13 protein-coding genes are annotated in these 16,842 nt (G+C 71.0%); 11 read left to right on the top strand and 2 right to left on the bottom strand.

The features are described from left to right. The first annotated feature begins 173 nt into the window (after positions 1-173). The 8 genes from VET29_RS39110 to VET29_RS39075 all read left to right on the top strand — a co-directional run bounded on the left by VET29_RS39110 (position 174) and on the right by VET29_RS39075 (position 10,778). Positions 174-1,505 carry a hypothetical protein gene (locus tag VET29_RS39110; protein WP_324930783.1) on the top strand — a complete coding sequence of 444 codons (1,332 nt, stop codon included), beginning with the start codon at positions 174-176 and terminating at the stop codon, positions 1,503-1,505. Beyond that, complete coding sequence (locus VET29_RS39105; protein ID WP_324930780.1) at positions 1,502-2,485, top strand: glutamate ABC transporter substrate-binding protein; 984 nt, start codon at positions 1,502-1,504, stop codon at positions 2,483-2,485. The genes VET29_RS39110 and VET29_RS39105 overlap by 4 nt, the downstream gene beginning before the upstream one ends. 6 nt (positions 2,486-2,491) lie before the next feature. Beyond that, positions 2,492-3,700 carry a hypothetical protein gene (locus tag VET29_RS39100; protein WP_324930777.1) on the top strand — a complete coding sequence of 403 codons (1,209 nt, stop codon included), beginning with the start codon at positions 2,492-2,494 and terminating at the stop codon, positions 3,698-3,700. A 124-nt stretch (positions 3,701-3,824) separates the two neighbouring features. Continuing rightward, positions 3,825-6,413, top strand: coding sequence for a tetratricopeptide repeat protein (locus VET29_RS39095; protein ID WP_324930774.1), 2,589 nt, complete (start codon positions 3,825-3,827; stop codon positions 6,411-6,413). Beyond that, positions 6,404-7,417, top strand: a complete 1,014-nt coding sequence (locus VET29_RS39090) for a protein phosphatase 2C domain-containing protein (protein ID WP_324930771.1) — start codon at positions 6,404-6,406, stop codon at positions 7,415-7,417. The genes VET29_RS39095 and VET29_RS39090 overlap by 10 nt, the downstream gene beginning before the upstream one ends. Then, complete coding sequence (locus VET29_RS39085; RefSeq protein ID WP_324930769.1) at positions 7,414-8,721, top strand: VWA domain-containing protein; 1,308 nt, start codon at positions 7,414-7,416, stop codon at positions 8,719-8,721. The genes VET29_RS39090 and VET29_RS39085 overlap by 4 nt, the downstream gene beginning before the upstream one ends. Positions 8,722-8,729: 8 nt before the next feature. Next, the gene (locus VET29_RS39080; RefSeq protein WP_324930767.1) at positions 8,730-9,428 is read left to right on the top strand and encodes an FHA domain-containing protein; all 699 of its coding nucleotides are present in this window, start codon (positions 8,730-8,732) and stop codon (positions 9,426-9,428) included. A gap of 99 nt (positions 9,429-9,527) precedes the next feature. Continuing rightward, on the top strand, positions 9,528-10,778 hold the full coding sequence (locus VET29_RS39075) for an SGNH/GDSL hydrolase family protein (protein ID WP_324930764.1): 1,251 nt from the start codon (positions 9,528-9,530) through the stop codon (positions 10,776-10,778). Here the strand turns inward: VET29_RS39075 and VET29_RS39070 are convergent. Next, positions 10,746-11,261, bottom strand: coding sequence for a hypothetical protein (locus VET29_RS39070; protein WP_324930761.1), 516 nt, complete (start codon positions 11,259-11,261; stop codon positions 10,746-10,748). The two genes, VET29_RS39075 and VET29_RS39070, sit on opposite strands and share 33 nt — an antisense overlap. Positions 11,262-11,327: 66 nt before the next feature. On the opposite strand from VET29_RS39070, the gene VET29_RS39065 reads away from it, so the two are divergent. Continuing rightward, a complete protein-coding gene (locus VET29_RS39065) occupies positions 11,328-11,786 on the top strand; it encodes a MarR family winged helix-turn-helix transcriptional regulator (protein WP_324930758.1) in 459 nt (152 codons plus the stop codon). Positions 11,787-11,879: 93 nt separating this feature from the next. On the opposite strand, the gene VET29_RS39060 is transcribed toward VET29_RS39065, so the two are convergent. Beyond that, on the bottom strand, positions 11,880-13,130 hold the full coding sequence (locus VET29_RS39060; protein WP_324930755.1) for a hypothetical protein: 1,251 nt from the start codon (positions 13,128-13,130) through the stop codon (positions 11,880-11,882). 205 nt (positions 13,131-13,335) lie between these two features. Here VET29_RS39060 and VET29_RS39055 point away from each other — a divergent pair, with 205 nt between their 5' ends. Together VET29_RS39055 and VET29_RS39050 are read left to right on the top strand one after the other, a co-directional pair. Continuing rightward, entirely contained in the window at positions 13,336-14,301 is a 966-nt protein-coding gene (locus VET29_RS39055; RefSeq protein ID WP_324930752.1) for a hypothetical protein, read from the top strand. A gap of 29 nt (positions 14,302-14,330) precedes the next feature. Next, positions 14,331-16,835 (top strand): DEAD/DEAH box helicase, encoded by a 2,505-nt coding sequence (locus VET29_RS39050; protein ID WP_324930750.1) that lies wholly within the window; start codon positions 14,331-14,333, stop codon positions 16,833-16,835. Positions 16,836-16,842: the final 7 nt, after the last annotated feature.

Here is a 16,842-nt window from a genome sequence, read left to right as displayed (position 1 = left end):
CCCTAATGAAGTAGTGAAATAGTGGAGGTACACGCAACTGTTGTCAAGCGGAACGCAGTTTCACGCGATTGGGTCTCGGTACTCGCTGGTCCCCGGTTACGCTGGCGATCACGTCAGGGGGACGTGTACGAAAGGCTTCATCCGGCATCGAGAACCTCTTGGGGGGACAGGTCATGAGTGCTCCCACCGCGCCACCACCGGTGCGTACGCAAGCGATGCCGGAGAGTGTCGGCAGGGTCGCCGAGGCGCGTGCCCTGTCCCGCACGACGCCGGGCGTGCTGATCTTGTTCATCGTGGCGCTCGTCGCCGCGAGCGTGGTGGTGGGCGTGGTCACCGCGGTCAGCGTGCAGAGCCGCGCGCAGGCGCTGGACAACCTGTCCGGCCGGAGCGGGCCGCTGTCGGTCGCCGCGCAGGACCTCTACCGGTCGCTCTCGGACGCGGACGCGACCGCCAACAGCGCGTTCCTCGCGGGCGGCGTCGAGTCGAAGGCGGTGCGGGACCGGTACGAGAAGGACATGGCGGAGGCCCAGCACGCGCTCGCCATCGCGGTGGCCGCCCGGGAGCCCGCCGACCTGGCCGACCCGAACAGCCCGCTCGCCATCCTGACCAGCCAGCTGTCCACGTACGCCGGCATCGTCGAGATCGCACGGACGAACAACCTCCACGGCTACCCCGTCGGCGCCGCCTACCAGCGCGAGGCGTCGACGCTCATGCACGACAAACTGCTTCGAGCGGCTCGGTCGCTTTACGAGATGGAGACCCGGGGCGTCGCCGACGACCAGGACTCGGCCACGTCGTGGCTGGGACTGACGGTCGAGGTGCTGCTCGGGCTGGCCACGCTCGCCCTGCTCGTCCAAGCGCAGCGGTACGTCCGCAGGCGCACCCGCCGACGCATCAACGTCGGGCTCGCCGTCGCCACGGTCGCCGCGCTGGCCTCGCTGGTGTGGGTGCTGGCCGCGTCCATCGGCGTGATGACGAACGTGCACGCGAGCCGCGAGGACGGCTCGGACCAGACGAAGGTCCTGGCCGACGCCCGGATCAACGTGCTCGCCGCGCGTGGCGACGAGACCCTCACGCTCGTGGCGAGGGGCTCCGGCACCACGATCGAGCAGGACTACGTGGCCACCCGCAAGACCCTCGCCACCCAGGAGCTGCCCGGCGCGCGCGACCTCGCCACCGACGACGACGTGCGGGCCAACGTGCAGACCGCGATCGACCAGGAGATCGCCTGGCACAAGACGCACGTCGAGATCCGGACGGCGGACGACGATGGCGACTTCCCCGGTGCGGTCGACAAGGCGCTGACCGGCGCGGCGAAGCAGTTCGACCAGGTCGACCAGGCGCTGAACGACGCGATCGGCAAGACCACCAACGCCTTCGACAAGGAGGTGTCCCAGGCGTCCGACGCGTTGACGGGCCTGGTCGCCGGCGTGATCCTGCTGGCGCTGGTGACGGCCGTCGGCGCGGTGACCGGGATCTGGCAGCGGCTCAAGGAGTACCGATGAAGGCGATCACGCTCGTACTCGCCGTGGTGCTCGTCGCGGCGGGCTGCTCGGCGGCCCCCAGCGCGGTCGGCACCCAGAACCCGGCGGCGGTCCAGCCCCTGCCGGCCGGGGCCACGGTGGTCACCACGACGCCGGTTCCGTCCGTGGACGGCAGCTGCGGTGACCCGAAGGCGAGCTACCGCCCGGACGCCGCGCTACCCGCCCCCGGCGCCTTCGAGTCCGGCTCGATGATGGCCACGATCCACCAACGCGGCAGGCTGAAGGTCGGCGTCGACCAGAACACCTACCGGTTCGCCTACCGGGACTCCCAGAGCGGGCAGATCGAGGGGTTCGCGCTCGACATCGCCCACCAGATCGCCAGGGCCATCTTCGGCGACGACGGACCGGAGCGGCTCCAGCTCGTCGTGCTCACGTCGGCGCAACGCATTCCGGCGGTCAAGAACGGCGACGTCGACCTCGTCGTGCACTCCATGACCGCCAACTGCGAGCGGTGGAAGGACGTGGACTTCTCGGCGATCTTCTACGAGGCCGAGCAGAAGGTCCTGGTACGGAAGAACTCGGGATACAAGGACCGAAACTCGTTGGCGGGCAAGAAAGTGTGTGCCACCAAGGACTCCACCTCACTCGCCAGGATCGTCAACCTGGACGTCACCCCCAAGCCGATCGGCATGCAGGTGCCCGGCTGGACCGACTGCCTCGTGATGCTGCAGCAGAACCAGGTCTACGCGATCTCCACGGACGACACGATCCTCGCCGGTCTCGCCGCGCAGGACCCGTTCACCGTCGTGGAGAAGGACGGGATCGCCCCGGAGCCCTACGGCATCGCGATTCCCAAGGACCACGTCGAGTTCGTGAAGTTCGTGAACTCGGTGCTCGAGCGGATCAAGGCAGACGGCACCTGGACGAACAGCTACAACAAGTGGCTGGCGGAGCTGCTCGGCCCGGCGCCCGTCCCGCCGGCCGCGGTGTACAAGAGCTGAGCGGCGATGGACGGGATCTTGTCGAGCCGCGAGGAGATCGACCGCGCGCTGGCTCAGGTGGAGGCCGACAGCGAGCGGATCGCCGCGTCGCTCGTGGAGATGGACGCCCATCCCGGGCACCGGTTGCTGCGGGACACCGCGCTCGCCGGGCTGACGGCGAAGCGCTGGACCGAGGCGTCCGCCGCGATGACGACGCTGTGGGAGCAGTACACGACCTACCGGGACCTCGTCGCCCGCGCGCGCGAGGTCCGGTCCCGCCGGTCCAGGCCGGGCGACGAGGAGATCGAGGAGCTGACCCACATCCTGGGCGGTCCGGTCGTGGAGCTGGACTCCGAGGCCATCCCGATCGAACGGCGCGGGCTGACCGGCGCGGCACAGGTCACCGAGCGGATCACGATGGCCGAGCTGCTCGGCCGGATGCGCCAGGCCTTCGACACGGTGACCGCGGTGCTCGCGGCCGCCGAGTCCGCGTGGTCGGCGGCGATCGGCCGGCTCGACCCGATCGACCGGCGCGTGCACGCGGTCTCGGTGCTGGCGGAGTCGGTCGGCGAGGGTGACTTCGCGAACCTGCGCCGGGACCTGGAGAAGGCTCGCGAGCTGGTGCTCACCGACGTCCTGACCGCGCAGGCCACCGACGCGCTGCCGGAGATCGAGCGCCGGCTGACCGAGCTGGAGACCCGGCTGACCGAGCTGGCCAGGATCCGCGACGAGTTCTCCTCCCGGCTGGCGGCGCTGGACTCGGTGGTGTCGGACGTCGAGGCGGCCGAGGCGATGGCACGGCAGACGTACACGGCGGTGCTGGACAAGATCGCGTCACCCGGCCTGCCCACGCCGACGGACCAGGGCTCGGCGGCCATCCACGGTCGACTGCAGCGGCTGCGGGCGCGGACGGACACCGCGGGCTGGGCGACGCTGGGCCGGGAGACCGACGAGCTCGACCGGTTCGCGATGACCACGCTCGACTCGGTTCGCACCTCGGTCCGTGCCATCACGGGTTTGTTGGACCGCCGCGCGGAGCTGCGTGGCCGGTTGGAGGCGTACCAGGTGAAGGCGGCACGGCTCGGGCACGCGGAGGACGCGGAGCTGTCCGGGTTGCACGACGAGGCACACGAGATCCTGTTCACCGCGCCGTGTGACCTGCCGGCGGCGACCCGCGCGCTGAACCGCTACCGCCAGGCGATCCAGGACCGGACCCGCGAGGAGGGGACACCATGAGCGGAGCTCGCGGAGGCTGCCCGCACGAATGGGACTTTCGTACGGGGTCGGGGAGCAAGATGGACGGTTCGCTCGTTGCCATGGAGGTAGCGTCGGGCAGGGCGGGGAAAGGCGTGAGGGCGTCATGACGGTATGCCCCCGGACCGGCTGCGACGGCACGCTCGACGAGGACGGCTTCTGCGACACCTGCGGCCTCGAAGCCCCCGCTGCAGCCAGCGCGCCCGCTTCCGCGGAGGCGCCCGCTGCGGCGAAAGCGGCGGCATCCGCGAAAGCGCCCGCCGCGGCGAAGGCGCCCGGCGCGTCGAGGGCGGCGGCATCCGCGAAGGCGCCCGGCGGAGGGAAGGCTGCGGCATCCGCGTCGAGCAGCCGGACGACGCCGGACGACGCCACCCCGCCCGCTCCCCCGACGCCCGCCTCCCTCGGCGGTCTGTCCTGCCCGCGCGACGACTGCGACGGCACGCTCGACGAGGACGGCTTCTGCGACACCTGCGGCCTCGAGGCCCCCGCCGGCACCATGCCCCCCGCGGCGCCGGCCAAGCCGGCCACGTTCGGGCCCACCGGCGGCGCCACGGAGGACCACGACCCCGGCAGCACACGCACCGGCAGCATCCGTACGGGCTCGGTCGCGACCGGCTGGACGGCGTCGACCGGCGCCGTCACGAGCAGCTCGCGTCGCGGCTCGACGCGTTCGTCCAGTCGTGGACTGCTCGGCGCGGGCCTGGTCGAGGTGCCTCGCGTCCCGTACCGGGACCCGAAGGCCGCCGTTCTCGACGATCCGAAGGTCCCCGAGGAGAAGCGGTTCTGCAGCAACTGCGGCGCGAAGGTGGGTCGCGGCAAGGACGGCAAGCCCGGTCGCACCGAGGGGTTCTGCACGTCCTGCCGGAACCGCTTCTCGTTCTCCCCCAAGCTTTCCGCGGGTGAGATCCTGCACGACCAGTACGAGGTGCTCGGCTGCCTCGCGCACGGCGGGCTCGGCTGGATCTACCTCGCGCTGGATCGGGCCGTCGCCGACCGGTGGGTCGTGCTCAAGGGCCTGCTCGACACCGGCGACGTGGACGCGCTCGCCGCCGCCGTCGCGGAGCGGCGGTTCCTCGCCGAGGTCGAGCATCCGAACATCGTCAAGATCCACAACTTCGTCCAGCACCTCGACAAGGAAACCAACACGATGGTCGGCTACATCGTGATGGAGTACGTCGGGGGTCAGTCCATCAAAGAGATGCTCAAGGACATCCGCGCTGCCGAGGGGCCGCAGGCGTGCCTGCCGCTGGACCGCGCGATCGCCTACGTGCTGGAGATGCTGCCGCCAATCGGCTACCTGCACACGCTGAACCTCCTGTTCTGCGACTTCAAGCCGGACAACGTGATCCAGACCGAGGAACTGCTCAAGCTGATCGACCTCGGCGCCGTCCGGCATCTGGACGACGACGACAGCGCCGTCTACGGCACGATCGGCTACCAGGCGCCGGAGATCGCCGCCGTGGGTCCGTCGGTCTCCTCGGACCTGTACACCATCGGCCGCACGCTCGCGGTGATGGCGTTCCCGTTCGACTTCCAGCGCTCGTACGTCGACCGGTTGCCGAACCCGGCCGAGGAGCCGCTGCTCGCGCGGTACGACTCGTTCTACCGGTTCCTGCTCCGCGCGACCGCGAGTGAGCCGTCCGCGCGCTTCACCTCCGCCGAGGAGATGAAGGACCAGCTGACCGGCGTGCTGCGTGAGGTGCTGGCGACCGACGACCTCCAGCCGCGGCCCGGCCCGTCCGCGGAGTTCACGCCGGAGCGCCGCTCGTTCGCCATCGACCTCGCGGCCGGCCCGGCCATGCCGTCGCTGGTCCACTCGCTGCCGGTGCCCAGGGTGGACGGCAACGACCCGGCGGCCGCGTTCCTCGCGACGGTCACGTCGACCGACCCGCTGGCGCTGGTCGACGAGCTGCGCATGGCGCCGCACTCGTCGGTCGAGGTGCGGCTGCGGATCGCCCGCGCCTACCTGGAGGGGGGCGAGTTCGCCTCCGCCCGCCGCCGGCTGCTCGAGCTGTCCACGGACGCGCTCGACCTGGAGCGGCTGTGGCTCGTCGAGTGGTACCGGGGCATGCTCGGGCTGGCCGAGAACAAGCCCGCGCAGGCGGCCGAGCACTTCGACAAGGTCTACTCGGCGGTGCCGGGCGAGGCCGCGCCGAAGCTCGCGCTCGCGGCGTGCGCGGAGGCGCGGGGCGACTGGGCGACGGCCGACCGCTTCTACCGCGTCGTGTGGGGCACGGACCGCGGCTACGTGAGCGCGGCGTTCGGCCTCGCGCGGTCCTTGATCGCGACGGGCAACCGGTCGGAGGCGTTCGACGTCCTGTGTTCCGTGCCGGAGACGTCGAACCATCATGTGACCGCCCGGCTCGCGGCCGCCGACGTGCGGGTGCGGGACGTTCCGGCGAACGATCTCACCGAGGACGACCTGGTCGCCGCCGGTGAACTGCTCACCGACCTCGACCTGGACGTGGTCCGCAGGGCGCACGCGTCGGAGCGGGTCTTCTCCGCCGCGCTGGCGTGGCTGCCCCACAACGGGAACTCGAGCGGGTCTGTGCTTGGCTGCGCACTGACGGACATCGACCTGCGGGCCGCGCTGGAGAGCTGCTACCGGACACTCGCGCGGCACGCGAACAGCACGAGGGAGCGCATCACATTGGTGGACAGCGCGAACCAGATCCGACCGAGGACGTGGGTGTGACCGTAACCAACTGCCCCGGCTGCGGCACCCCCGTCGGACCCGAGGACCGCTTCTGCGAGAACTGCGGACAGAGTCTCCTTGTGCAACGGACCCCGCTCGGTGGGCCGACGCTGAAACCGGCCGGCGGCGCGTGCGTGGCCTGCGGCGGCGAGCACGTCGGCGCCGACGGGTTCTGCGAGGACTGCGGGCGTGCGCAGCCGAGCGGGCGGGACCGGATGGAGTGCGACCTCGGGCTGGTCGTCGGCGTCAGCGACAAGGGCAACCGGCGGGCGCGCAACGAGGACTCGATGGCGTTCGGGACGGTGCTCGGCGGGGACGCCCCGCCGACGGTCGTCGCGGTGGTGTGTGATGGGGTCGCGACCTCCGACCGGGCCGACAGCGCCTCGCAGCGCGCCGTGGACGAGGCCACTTCCGTGCTGCTCGACGCGGTGCTCGAGAACGGTGACCCGACCGCGGCGACGAAGGCCGCGGTGGCGCAGGCGATCTCTGCGGTGGCGCAGCTCGCCGACCCGAACGTGCCCGGCACCGCGCCGTCCTGCACGTTCGTGTCCGTCGTGGTGACGCCGACCGAGGTGACGGTGGGGTCGGTCGGCGACAGCAGGGTGTACTGGCTGGCCGCGCCGGACTCGGCGGCCATGTCCTCCCGCATGCTGACGGCCGACGACACCGTGGCGGCCGAGCTCATGGCCGAGGGCCTGAGCGAGGAGGAGGCCAACGCGGTGTACCAGGCGCACGCCCTGTCCAAGTGGATCGGCGCGGACGCCGGCGAGATCGAGCCGCGCGTGGTGACCGTCGCGCCGGGCGGGCCGGGGCACGTGCTGCTGTGCAGCGACGGCCTGTGGAACTACGTGCCGGACGCGGCGGCGCTCACGGAGGTCATGCCGGCCGAGGGTGGCATGACGGCCGCGGCGGAACTGACCGCGCTGGCGCTGAAGCTCGGCGGCCACGACAACATCACGACGGTGCTCGTGCCGTTCCCGCCGACCGGAGGGGAGAAACCATGACCGACTTCTCGGTGGAGGTCTACCAGAACGAGTACTTGGCGGCGGGTTCCGCCGAGGTGAACGCGATCGTCACGGTCACGTCGACGGGCGCGCCCACCGGGCCCAGCGTCTCGGGCGGCGCCGCCGAGGTGATCATCGTCGACTGCTCCGGGTCGATGCACGTGCCCCGCACGAAGCTGGCGTCGGCCAAGCAGGCGACGGCCGCGGCCATCGACACGTTGCGCGACGGCGTGGAGTTCGCCGTCGTGGCCGGCACGGACGAGTCGCGGCTGGTGTATCCCTACCAGCACGGCATGGTGGTCTCCTCGCCGCAGACGCGGGCCGAGGCCAAGGAGGCGGTGACGAAGCTCGCCGCCAACGGCGGCACGGCGATCGGCAAGTGGCTGCGGCTGGCCGACTCGCTGTTCGCGACGTCGGCGGCGCCGATGCGGCACGCGATCCTGCTGACCGACGGCCAGAACATGCACGAGACGCCGCGCCAGCTCGCCAGGACGCTGCAGGAGGTGGCCGGGCACTTCGTGTGCGACTGCCGCGGCGTCGGCACCGACTGGGAGGTCAAGGAGCTGCGGACGATCGCCGACACGCTGCTCGGCACGGTCGACATCGTGGCCGAGCCGGAGGGCCTCGAGGCGGACTTCCGCGCGATGGCGGCCTCGGCGATGGACAAGGCGGTCGCGGACGTGGCGCTGCGGCTGTGGACGCCGATGGGCGCGACGGTCAAGTTCGTGAAGCAGGTGGAGCCCACGCTCGCGGACCTCACCGCGCGGCGGGTCGAGGTGCCGCCGCGCAGCGGTGACTACCCGACCGGCTCGTGGGGCTCGGAGACGCGGGACTACCACGTGTGCGTGCAGGTGCCGGCCGCGGCGCCGGGCGAGCGGATGCTGGCCGGGCGGGTGAGCCTGGTGGTGCCGGGCTCCGCCGGCGCGGAGGAGCAGGTGCTCGGCAAGGGCCGGATCCTGGCCGTGTGGACCGAGGACACGGCGCTGTCCACGCGCATCAACCGGGAGGTCGCGCACTACACCGGTCAGGCCGAGCTGGCGTCGGCGATCCAGGAGGGGCTGGAGGCACGCAAGGCGGGCGACGTCGAGACGGCGACCGCGAAGCTGGGCCGGGCCGTGCAGCTCGCGACCGAGACCGGGCACACGGACACCGCGAAGCTGCTGTCGAAGGTGGTCGACGTCGAGGACGCGCGGACCGGGACGGTGCGGCTGAAGCGCAAGGTGGAGACGGTCGACGAGATGACCCTGGACACCCGGTCGTCCAAGACGATGCGGGTGCGCAAGAAGCAGTCGACGGAAGGCTGAGGCGCTCGATGGCGACCTGTCCACAGGGCCACACCTCGACGGACGAGGAGTACTGCGACGTCTGCGGCCGGGAGATCGGCGGCGCGCCGGCCTCCGTCGCCGACGCGCCCACCTCCGCCGAGGCGCAGCTGCCGGCCGCGGGCACGACCTGCAAGGCGTGCGGTGCCGCGTTGGCCGGACGGTTCTGTGAGGAGTGCGGCCACGACTCGCTCGCGCCGCCGCCCGCGGCGCCCGTGACGGCCGCGGCCAGGACCGTCGTGGTCGAGGACGCGCCACCGGTGCCCACGGACCGGGTGGAGGCGTCCACCTGGACGGCGACCGTGACGGCGGACCGCACGTACTTCGACTCGGTGATGGCGGCGGACGGGCCGGACGCGTCGGCCATCCAGTTCCCGCCGTACTGCCCGGACCGGCACTTCCCGTTGGCGGGCAAGGAGATCAGCATCGGCCGGCAGAGCCGCAGCCGGGGCATCATGCCGGACATCGACCTGCTGGGGCCGCCGGAGGATCCTGGCGTGTCGCACCTGCACGCGCTGCTGATCGCGCAGGCCGACGGTTCGTGGTCCATTGTGGACCTGGACTCGGCGAACGGGACGCAGGTGAACGAGGAGAAGAACCCGTTGCGCCCCAACGTGCCGCGCCCACTGGCCGACGGTGACCGGGTCTACATCGGAGCATGGACCAGGATCACGGTGCGGCGCGCCTGAACGTTCAGTGGTCCTGAACGTTCAGCAACGGAAGGTTATCCGCGGTTGTCCCCGTTCGGACGCAGCTCGTTGCCGCAGGTCGTGGATATGCTGCGCGACATGTCTGGACACCGTGGTCTGCGACTCGTGTTCGCCTTGGCGCTCTTGACGTTGCTCGTACTGAACGGTCAGGAGGCCGGCGCGCTCGGCCGTGCCCGATGGGTCGCGTCGTGGGCGGCGAGCCCGGTCGTCGGGAGCGTGATCCCGTTCTCCGACTGCCCCGCCGGCAACGGGTTGACCGACCAGACGGTCCGCAACGTGGTGTTCGTGAGCGTGGGCGGGAGCTCGGCGCGGGTCCGGCTGACGAACGCCTTCGGCACGACGCCCCTGCGCGTCGGTCGTGCGTCGGTGGCGGTCCAGTCCTCCGCGGCCGACGCGGTGCCCGGCACGGTGCGGGAGCTGAGGTTCCACGGCCACCGGTCGGTGACGATCCCCGCGGGCCGCGAGCTGTTCAGCGATCCCGTGCCCCTGCCCGTGGCGGCGCTGTCGACGCTGCTGGTGAGCGTGTACGTGCCCGGCCCGACCGGTCCCGTCACCAACCACCCGTTCACGGCGCAGGGCAACTTCCTGGCGGCCGGCGACCGGTCCACCGCCGTGGCTGGCGGCTCGTTCGGCAACACGCCGTGCTGGATGTTGGCGGACGGCGTGGACGTGGCGCCGAACCGGCCGGTCGCCGGCTCGGTGGTGGCGTTGGGCGACTCGATCACCGACACGTCGGCGACGACCGGCAACGCCAACCACCGCTGGCCGGACCACCTGGCCCGCCGCCTGAACGCGGTTCACGGCCCGACGATGTCGGTGGTGAACGCGGGCCTGGGCGGTAACCGCGTGCTGCTCCCGCGCGATGGCGAGCCGTTCTACGGCGTCCCGGCCGTGGACCGGCTGGCGCGGGATGTGTTCGCACAGACGGGTGTCCGGACGGTGATCCTGCTGGAAGGCGTGAACGACATCGGTTTCGACGCGGCCGCGCCGGACCTGATCGCGGGCCTGCGGTTCGTCGCAGACCGGACGCACGCGGCGGGCCTGCGGATCGTCGGCGGCACGATCACGCCGTTCGGCGGTTCGTTCATCGAGACACCGGCACGCGTCGAGACGTGGGCCGCGGTCAACGACTGGATCCGCCACAGCGGCACCTTCGACGCGGTGGTCGACTTCGCCGCTGCGACGGCCGCCCCGGACGACCCGACGGCGCTGAACCCGTTGTACGACAGCGGTGACCACCTGCACCCCAACGACGCCGGCACGTCGGCGATGGCGGACGCGATCGACCTGTCGCTGCTACTCCCCCACCAGCACGCCGCGGCGGGCTGACGCCAGCACCAGCTGCCGGACGATGCCGACCAGCCAGACGAACGTGAAGGCGATGACCGTCGGGTTCTTCACGAACAGCAGGACGGCGAGGTAGGTCTGCCGGGCGGACGCCGGCAGCAGGCCGGCGAGCCCCTCGAGGCCGAGGTCGAAGACCGCCGCCGCTGCCGCGAGCAGGCCTGCCTGGCACAGGAGGCTCGGCCAGTGCTCGCGGAGGAAGGCGCGGAGGTGGGCCCGGCTCGGGCGTCCCTTTGGGGTGGCCAGCCGCCAGATCGCGACGAGCAGCAGCAGGCGTGCGGCCATGACGACCACCTCCGAGCCGAGGGCGACCGCGTGCGGGATCTCGTCGGTCCAGTTGACGACGATCAGGCGCTGCACGGACCCGACCAACGACAGCCCGACGACGAGTACGACGTGGCGGCGGTAGAAGTGCCATGCCCAGCGTGGGACGGAGATCGCCAGCCGCCACTCGTGGCGAAGTCTCATGATGCTGCCCTCCAGAGTTATTTTAGTTGACTATACTAAAATAACTGGCCGGGTAAAGTACCTCGCATGCCGAAGGAGGATCACGCAGCTCAGACCGGGCGGACGGGTGACGAGCTGGGCCGCGACCTGAGCACGGCGGTGGTCATGTTCCACGAGGCGGTGGGCGCACACCTGGGCGTGAGCGCGGGCGACCAGCGGGCGCTGACCTTCATCAGCCGCGACGGCGCGATGTCGGCCGGCGAACTGGCGGAGCGGACCGGGCTGACCCCCGGCGCGGTGACGGGCATGATCGACCGGCTGGCCCGCGCCGGCCTGGTCCACCGCGCCCACGACCCGAACGACCGCAGGCGGGTACTGGTCACCGCCACCGGCCACCGACCAGACGTCTTCGGCGACCTGGCCACGGCGATGAACGCCCTGAACTCCCGCTACGACGAGCAGGAGATGCGGGCCATCGCCGACTACCTGACCCGCATGGTGGACATATTGCGCGAGCAGACCCGCAGGTTGACCGCCCGCCGTTGAGCGTCAGGGCCACAACGGCGCGGGGCGGCTGAGCCGCCGACTGACACCACGCCTGGCCGCCCGGGTCGCGGGCGGCCAGGCGGGCCGTCTTCCCTACCCCACCGACACGCTGCCATCACTCTGTCGAACGCACGCGACCTGTCGAGACGCCGTGACCGCCGCGCCCGACAGGCACTGCCCCAGCACCCCGTAGCCGTTCACGTTGGGGTGCCACGACTCCTGGCACGTCTGGAAGTACGTCACGCACGTGTTGGCGATCCGCTGGATGTCCAGCTTGTCGTAGCCGGACAGGCTCGTCACGAACGTTCCGCTCGGACCGTCCATCAGGCGGATCGGGGTCGCCAACGCGTTCGCCGGGCTGCCGTCCTGCTCGCACAGCCGCGCCCCGTTGAACGCGGACTGCACGTTCACGTAGACCAGGTCGTCCGACGGGAACTCCGCCGACAGCGTCTGGTGTGCCGACCGCACGATCGTCCCGAGCGCCTGCGAGAACAGGTGACCCGCCGCCAGGGTCGCGCGGTGGGCCGGGCAGCCCGCCGCGTACCGCTCCGCCCCGAGGGCGCGGAACTTGTCGCGGTCGTCGGCCCGGCCGTCCTCCTCCCAGTAGCGCTGGGCGTAGTCCGTCGGCAGTGGGTTCGTGTAGTCCTGGAACACCACCCGGTGCTGACCGTCCGCGTCGACCTGGTCCAACGTGGTCAGCAACGCGCGCAACGCGGTGGTCGTCTCCGCGGTCGCCGACGACACCTCCGCGTCGGTGGCCAGGTCCGACAGCGTGCACGGCTCCTGCGGCACCGGACCGCCCAGGTACGCCCAGAACTCCCACCAACCCGTCCACGCGTCGGCGATGAACCTGTTGGCACACACCGAAGCCGCGTCGCCGAAGGTGAAGGAGCTGTTGTTCGAGCCCAGTCCCACCAGGACCAGGTCGATGTCGTGGGTGGCCGCCACCGCACGCAGCTGGTCGAGCTGGGACGCCACCGAGCGGCCCTTGGCGCGGCCCGGCGAAGCGTTCAGCACGTCGTACGGCTGGCCGCCCGAGCACGCGAGGTTGAAGCGGTCCTGGATGCCGGGCAACGTCGCCCGGAACAGCGACGCGTTCGGTGACCGGTGACAGAAGTACGCGTTGGTGTTGTCCGCCGACCAGCCGGGAAAGCCCTGGGACACTCCGTTGACGTCTGTCACGGCGGAGTAGTTCCCGCCGCCTTCGCCGGAGATGAAGCTGTCCCCGAGCGCCACGGCGGCGGTCGGCAAAGCGGTTGTTGAAGCGGTGGGTTCGGCGGCGGTGGCGGCCGGCGCGCCAAGCACGAGGAGCACGGCGGCTGCCGCGAGGTAACGCAGGGACATCACGGCCCTCCAGATCGGGCACGAATGTGAATTAATTTCAAACACGAATTCTGCTCACTAACGCAGCCAGGAGTCAAGATCACCGTTGCAATAGCGCATGCGTTCGAGCACGGCACGTAGTAATAGCGACCATACGGACGGAATTGCCAACTAATGGTGTGACATGCCGTGACAAGACATGCGCACACAGTGCACGGTATAGGGCATGTCCTTAGAAGGCCTCCGCTACCGATTACTCGTCCAGTGCCCGCTCGAGCGAGCGGACACCGTCGCGCCCATCACCGCCCGGTACCACTCCGGGCTCGTACTGACCGGACCCAAGCCCCGCTCGACCGTCCGACACCTCCACCGCCTCGGCTACCAAGCCCCGATCCTCTGCGACGCCGCCCGCTACACCGGACGCCACCGCGTCCCGGCCGGCGCCGGCCTCAGCCGCGACTGGACGGCCGAACAACACGACCTCGGCCTCGTCGCCCTCACCGACTCCGGCTACCTCGCCGCCGGCGACTGGGCCGGCCTCTACCGCGTCCTCCACGACGCCGCCCACCAACCGCAGCCGCTGGTCGTCACCCTTCCCCTGGCCAACGGTTGGTTCGCCGAGCGGACGCAGCTCACCCGGCTGATCGCCACGCTCAACGACGCACGCCTACCCGTCGCCGTCGTCGGCACCCGATATGTCACCGGCGGGCTCGTCCGGCTGCTCGCCGCCACCGTGCCCGTGCTCGTGCTCCGCTCCGACATCGGCGCGCTCGGCGCGCTGTGCCACGGCGCCCACACCGGCGCGCTCGGCATCACCTCCGGCCTCTTCGTGCCGGCCCTGCTCGGTCACCACCGACCGGCCGTGCTCGCCCGGATCGTGTCCAGGACGCCCGATCTCGCGCACCTGTGGCCGTGCCGCTGCCCCGAATGCACCGGCGCCGTACCGACCCATCTGGACCCCGAAGGCATCTACCGGCACTCGCTGCACACCCAGCTCGCGCTCGGCGACCAGCTGCACCACGACGCCATGACCTGGCGGGAGAGCTGTGGTGACGCGCTCGCCGTGCACCGGAAGGTCGCCGAGGTCATGCCGAACTGGCCGCCGCCGGAGGCACTCCAGCGGTGGCACGAGCTGGATCCGCCCGCCATCCCCCGGCAGACCGCCGGGGAGCACGCCCCTCGGTTCGGATAGCCCCAGGACGTGGCACCATCGATGTCACCATGACTCTGACTGATGTGCTGCCCGCCGAGCAGGATCCGGACACCCTCTTCGACGCCTTCTCCACGTGGGCGGAGGGCGAGGGTCTTTCGCTGTACCCGGCGCAGCAGGAGGCGATGATCGAGATCGTCTCCGGGGCGAACGTCATCCTGTCCACGCCGACGGGCTCCGGTAAGAGCATGGTGGCCACCGGCGCGCACTTCGCCGCGCTCGCCGGCGGCCAGCGCAGCTTCTACACCGCGCCGATCAAGGCACTGGTGAGTGAGAAGTTCTTCGCGCTGTGCGACATCTTCGGCGCCGACAAGGTCGGCATGATCACCGGCGACTCGAGCGTCAACGCGGGCGCGCCGATCATCTGCTGCACGGCGGAGATCCTCGCCAACATCGCGTTGCGGGAGGGGAACGCGGCGGACGTCGGCGTGGTGATCATGGACGAGTTCCACTTCTACGCCGAGCCGGACCGCGGGTGGGCCTGGCAGATTCCCCTGCTGGAGCTGTCGAAGGCGCAGTTCCTGCTGATGTCGGCGACACTCGGCGACGTCGCGCGCTTCCAGGAGGACCTGACCCGCCGCACCGGCCGGCCGACGGCGGTCGTCACCTCCGCCGAACGGCCGGTGCCGCTGTTCTACTCGTTCCGCCTCACCCCGCTGCACGAGACGATCGAGGAGCTGCTCGGCACCAACCAGGCGCCGATCTACGTCGTGCACTTCACGCAGGCCGCGGCGCTCGAACGCGCGCAGAACCTGATGAGCATCAACGTGTGCACGCGCGAGGAGAAGGACCAGATCGCGAAGCTCATCGGCAACTTCCGGTTCACCGCCGGCTTCGGCAGGACGCTGTCGCGCCTGGTGCGGCACGGGATCGGCGTGCACCACGCGGGCATGCTGCCCAAGTACCGCCGGCTCGTCGAGCGCCTCGCCCAGGCCGGCCTGATGAAGGTCGTGTGCGGCACCGACACGCTCGGTGTCGGCATCAACGTGCCGATCCGCACGGTCGTGTTCACCGCGCTGTCCAAGTACGACGGGCAGCGGGTGCGGCTGCTCAAGGCACGCGAGTTCCACCAGATCGCCGGCCGCGCGGGCCGGGCGGGCTACGACACGGTCGGCAACGTGGTCGTACAGGCGCCCGAGCACGTCATCGACAACGAGAAGGCGCTGGCCAAGGCGGGCGACGACCCGAAGAAGCGTCGCAAGGTCGTGAAGAAGAAGCCGCCGGAGGGCTCGATCGGCTGGGGCGAACCGACGTTCCAGCGCCTGGTCGAGGCGGAGCCCGAGGCGCTCACGTCGAGCTTCGCGGTCACGCATTCCATGCTGCTCAACGTGATCGGCCGGCCGGGCGACGCGTTCACGGCCATGCGCAGGCTGCTGGAGGACAACCACGAGGAGCGGCCGGCGCAGCGCAGGCACATCCGCCGCGCGATCGCGATCTACCGGGCGTTGCTGTCCGCCGGGGTGGTCGAGCGGCTGTCCGAGCCCGACGAGCAGGGGCGGTCGATCCGGCTGACCGTGGACCTGCAGCTGGACTTCGCACTGAACCAGCCGCTGTCACCGTTCGCGCTGGCCGTGATCGAGCTGCTGGACCGGGAGTCGCCCTCCTACGCGCTGGACGTGCTGTCGGTCATCGAGTCCACCCTGGAGGATCCCCGCCAGATCCTGTCCGCGCAGGAGCACAAGGCGCGGGGTGAGGCCGTGCAGGCGCTGAAGGCCGACGGGGTGGAGTACGAGGAGCGGATGGCGCTGCTCGAGAACGTCACCTACCCCAAGCCGCTGGCCGAGGAGCTGCTGAACGGGGCGTACGAGACCTACCGGCGGGGGCACCCGTGGGTCGGCGACTACCACGTGCGGCCCAAGTCCGTGGCACGCGACATGTTCGAGCGGTCCATGACCTTCACCGAGTACGTCGGCTTCTACCAGCTCGCCCGCAGTGAGGGCATCGTGCTGCGGTACCTGGCCGACGCGTACAAGGCGCTGCGGCAGACGGTGCCGGACGAGGCGAAGACCGAGGAGCTTGCGGACCTCACCGAGTGGCTCGGGGAGCTGGTCCGCCAGGTCGACTCGAGCCTGCTCGACGAGTGGGAAAGGCTGACCAACCCGGACGACGAGGTCCTGTCGGCGGACGCGGACGAGCGGGCGCCCGCGGTGACGCGGAACGTGCGGGCGTTCCGGGTGCTGGTGCGCAACGCGTTGTTCCACCGGGTGCAGCTGGCGGCCGCGCGGCGGTGGGCCGACCTTGGCGAGCTCGACCGCGACGCCGGCTGGGACGCCGAGTCCTGGGCCGACGCGCTGGAGCCGTACTTCGACGAGCACGACCAGATCCGGACGGGCCCGGACGCGCGTGGGCCACGGTTCCTGATGATCACCGAGCACGAGGACCGCTGGGCGGCAAGGCAGATCTTCGACGACCCGGCCGGCGACGGCGACTGGGGCTTCACCGCGGAGATCGACCTGGCCGCCTCCGACGAGATCGGCGCGGCGGCGGTCCGGGTGCTCGACGCCGGCCAGCTCTGACGCGCGC

Origin of the sequence: Actinophytocola sp. (assembly GCF_035634895.1) — a bacterium.
Taxonomy (GTDB): domain Bacteria; phylum Actinomycetota; class Actinomycetes; order Mycobacteriales; family Pseudonocardiaceae; genus Actinophytocola.
This window is presented reverse-complemented; position numbering and strand designations above follow the sequence as displayed.

What these genes read in the sequence shown, in the direction of transcription:
- VET29_RS39080 (WP_324930767.1), top strand. Translation starts at nt 8,730, where the DNA reads ATGGCGACCTGTCCACAGGGCCACACCTCGACGGACGAGGAGTACTGC.
- VET29_RS39050 (WP_324930750.1), top strand. Translation starts at nt 14,331, where the DNA reads ATGACTCTGACTGATGTGCTGCCCGCCGAGCAGGATCCGGACACCCTC.
- VET29_RS39105 (WP_324930780.1), top strand. Translation starts at nt 1,502, where the DNA reads ATGAAGGCGATCACGCTCGTACTCGCCGTGGTGCTCGTCGCGGCGGGC.
- VET29_RS39095 (WP_324930774.1), top strand. Translation starts at nt 3,825, where the DNA reads ATGACGGTATGCCCCCGGACCGGCTGCGACGGCACGCTCGACGAGGAC.
- VET29_RS39100 (WP_324930777.1), top strand. Translation starts at nt 2,492, where the DNA reads ATGGACGGGATCTTGTCGAGCCGCGAGGAGATCGACCGCGCGCTGGCT.
- VET29_RS39065 (WP_324930758.1), top strand. Translation starts at nt 11,328, where the DNA reads ATGCCGAAGGAGGATCACGCAGCTCAGACCGGGCGGACGGGTGACGAG.
- VET29_RS39110 (WP_324930783.1), top strand. Translation starts at nt 174, where the DNA reads ATGAGTGCTCCCACCGCGCCACCACCGGTGCGTACGCAAGCGATGCCG.
- VET29_RS39060 (WP_324930755.1), bottom strand. Translation starts at nt 13,130, where the DNA reads ATGTCCCTGCGTTACCTCGCGGCAGCCGCCGTGCTCCTCGTGCTTGGC.
- VET29_RS39055 (WP_324930752.1), top strand. Translation starts at nt 13,336, where the DNA reads ATGTCCTTAGAAGGCCTCCGCTACCGATTACTCGTCCAGTGCCCGCTC.
- VET29_RS39085 (WP_324930769.1), top strand. Translation starts at nt 7,414, where the DNA reads ATGACCGACTTCTCGGTGGAGGTCTACCAGAACGAGTACTTGGCGGCG.
- VET29_RS39070 (WP_324930761.1), bottom strand. Translation starts at nt 11,261, where the DNA reads ATGAGACTTCGCCACGAGTGGCGGCTGGCGATCTCCGTCCCACGCTGG.
- VET29_RS39075 (WP_324930764.1), top strand. Translation starts at nt 9,528, where the DNA reads ATGTCTGGACACCGTGGTCTGCGACTCGTGTTCGCCTTGGCGCTCTTG.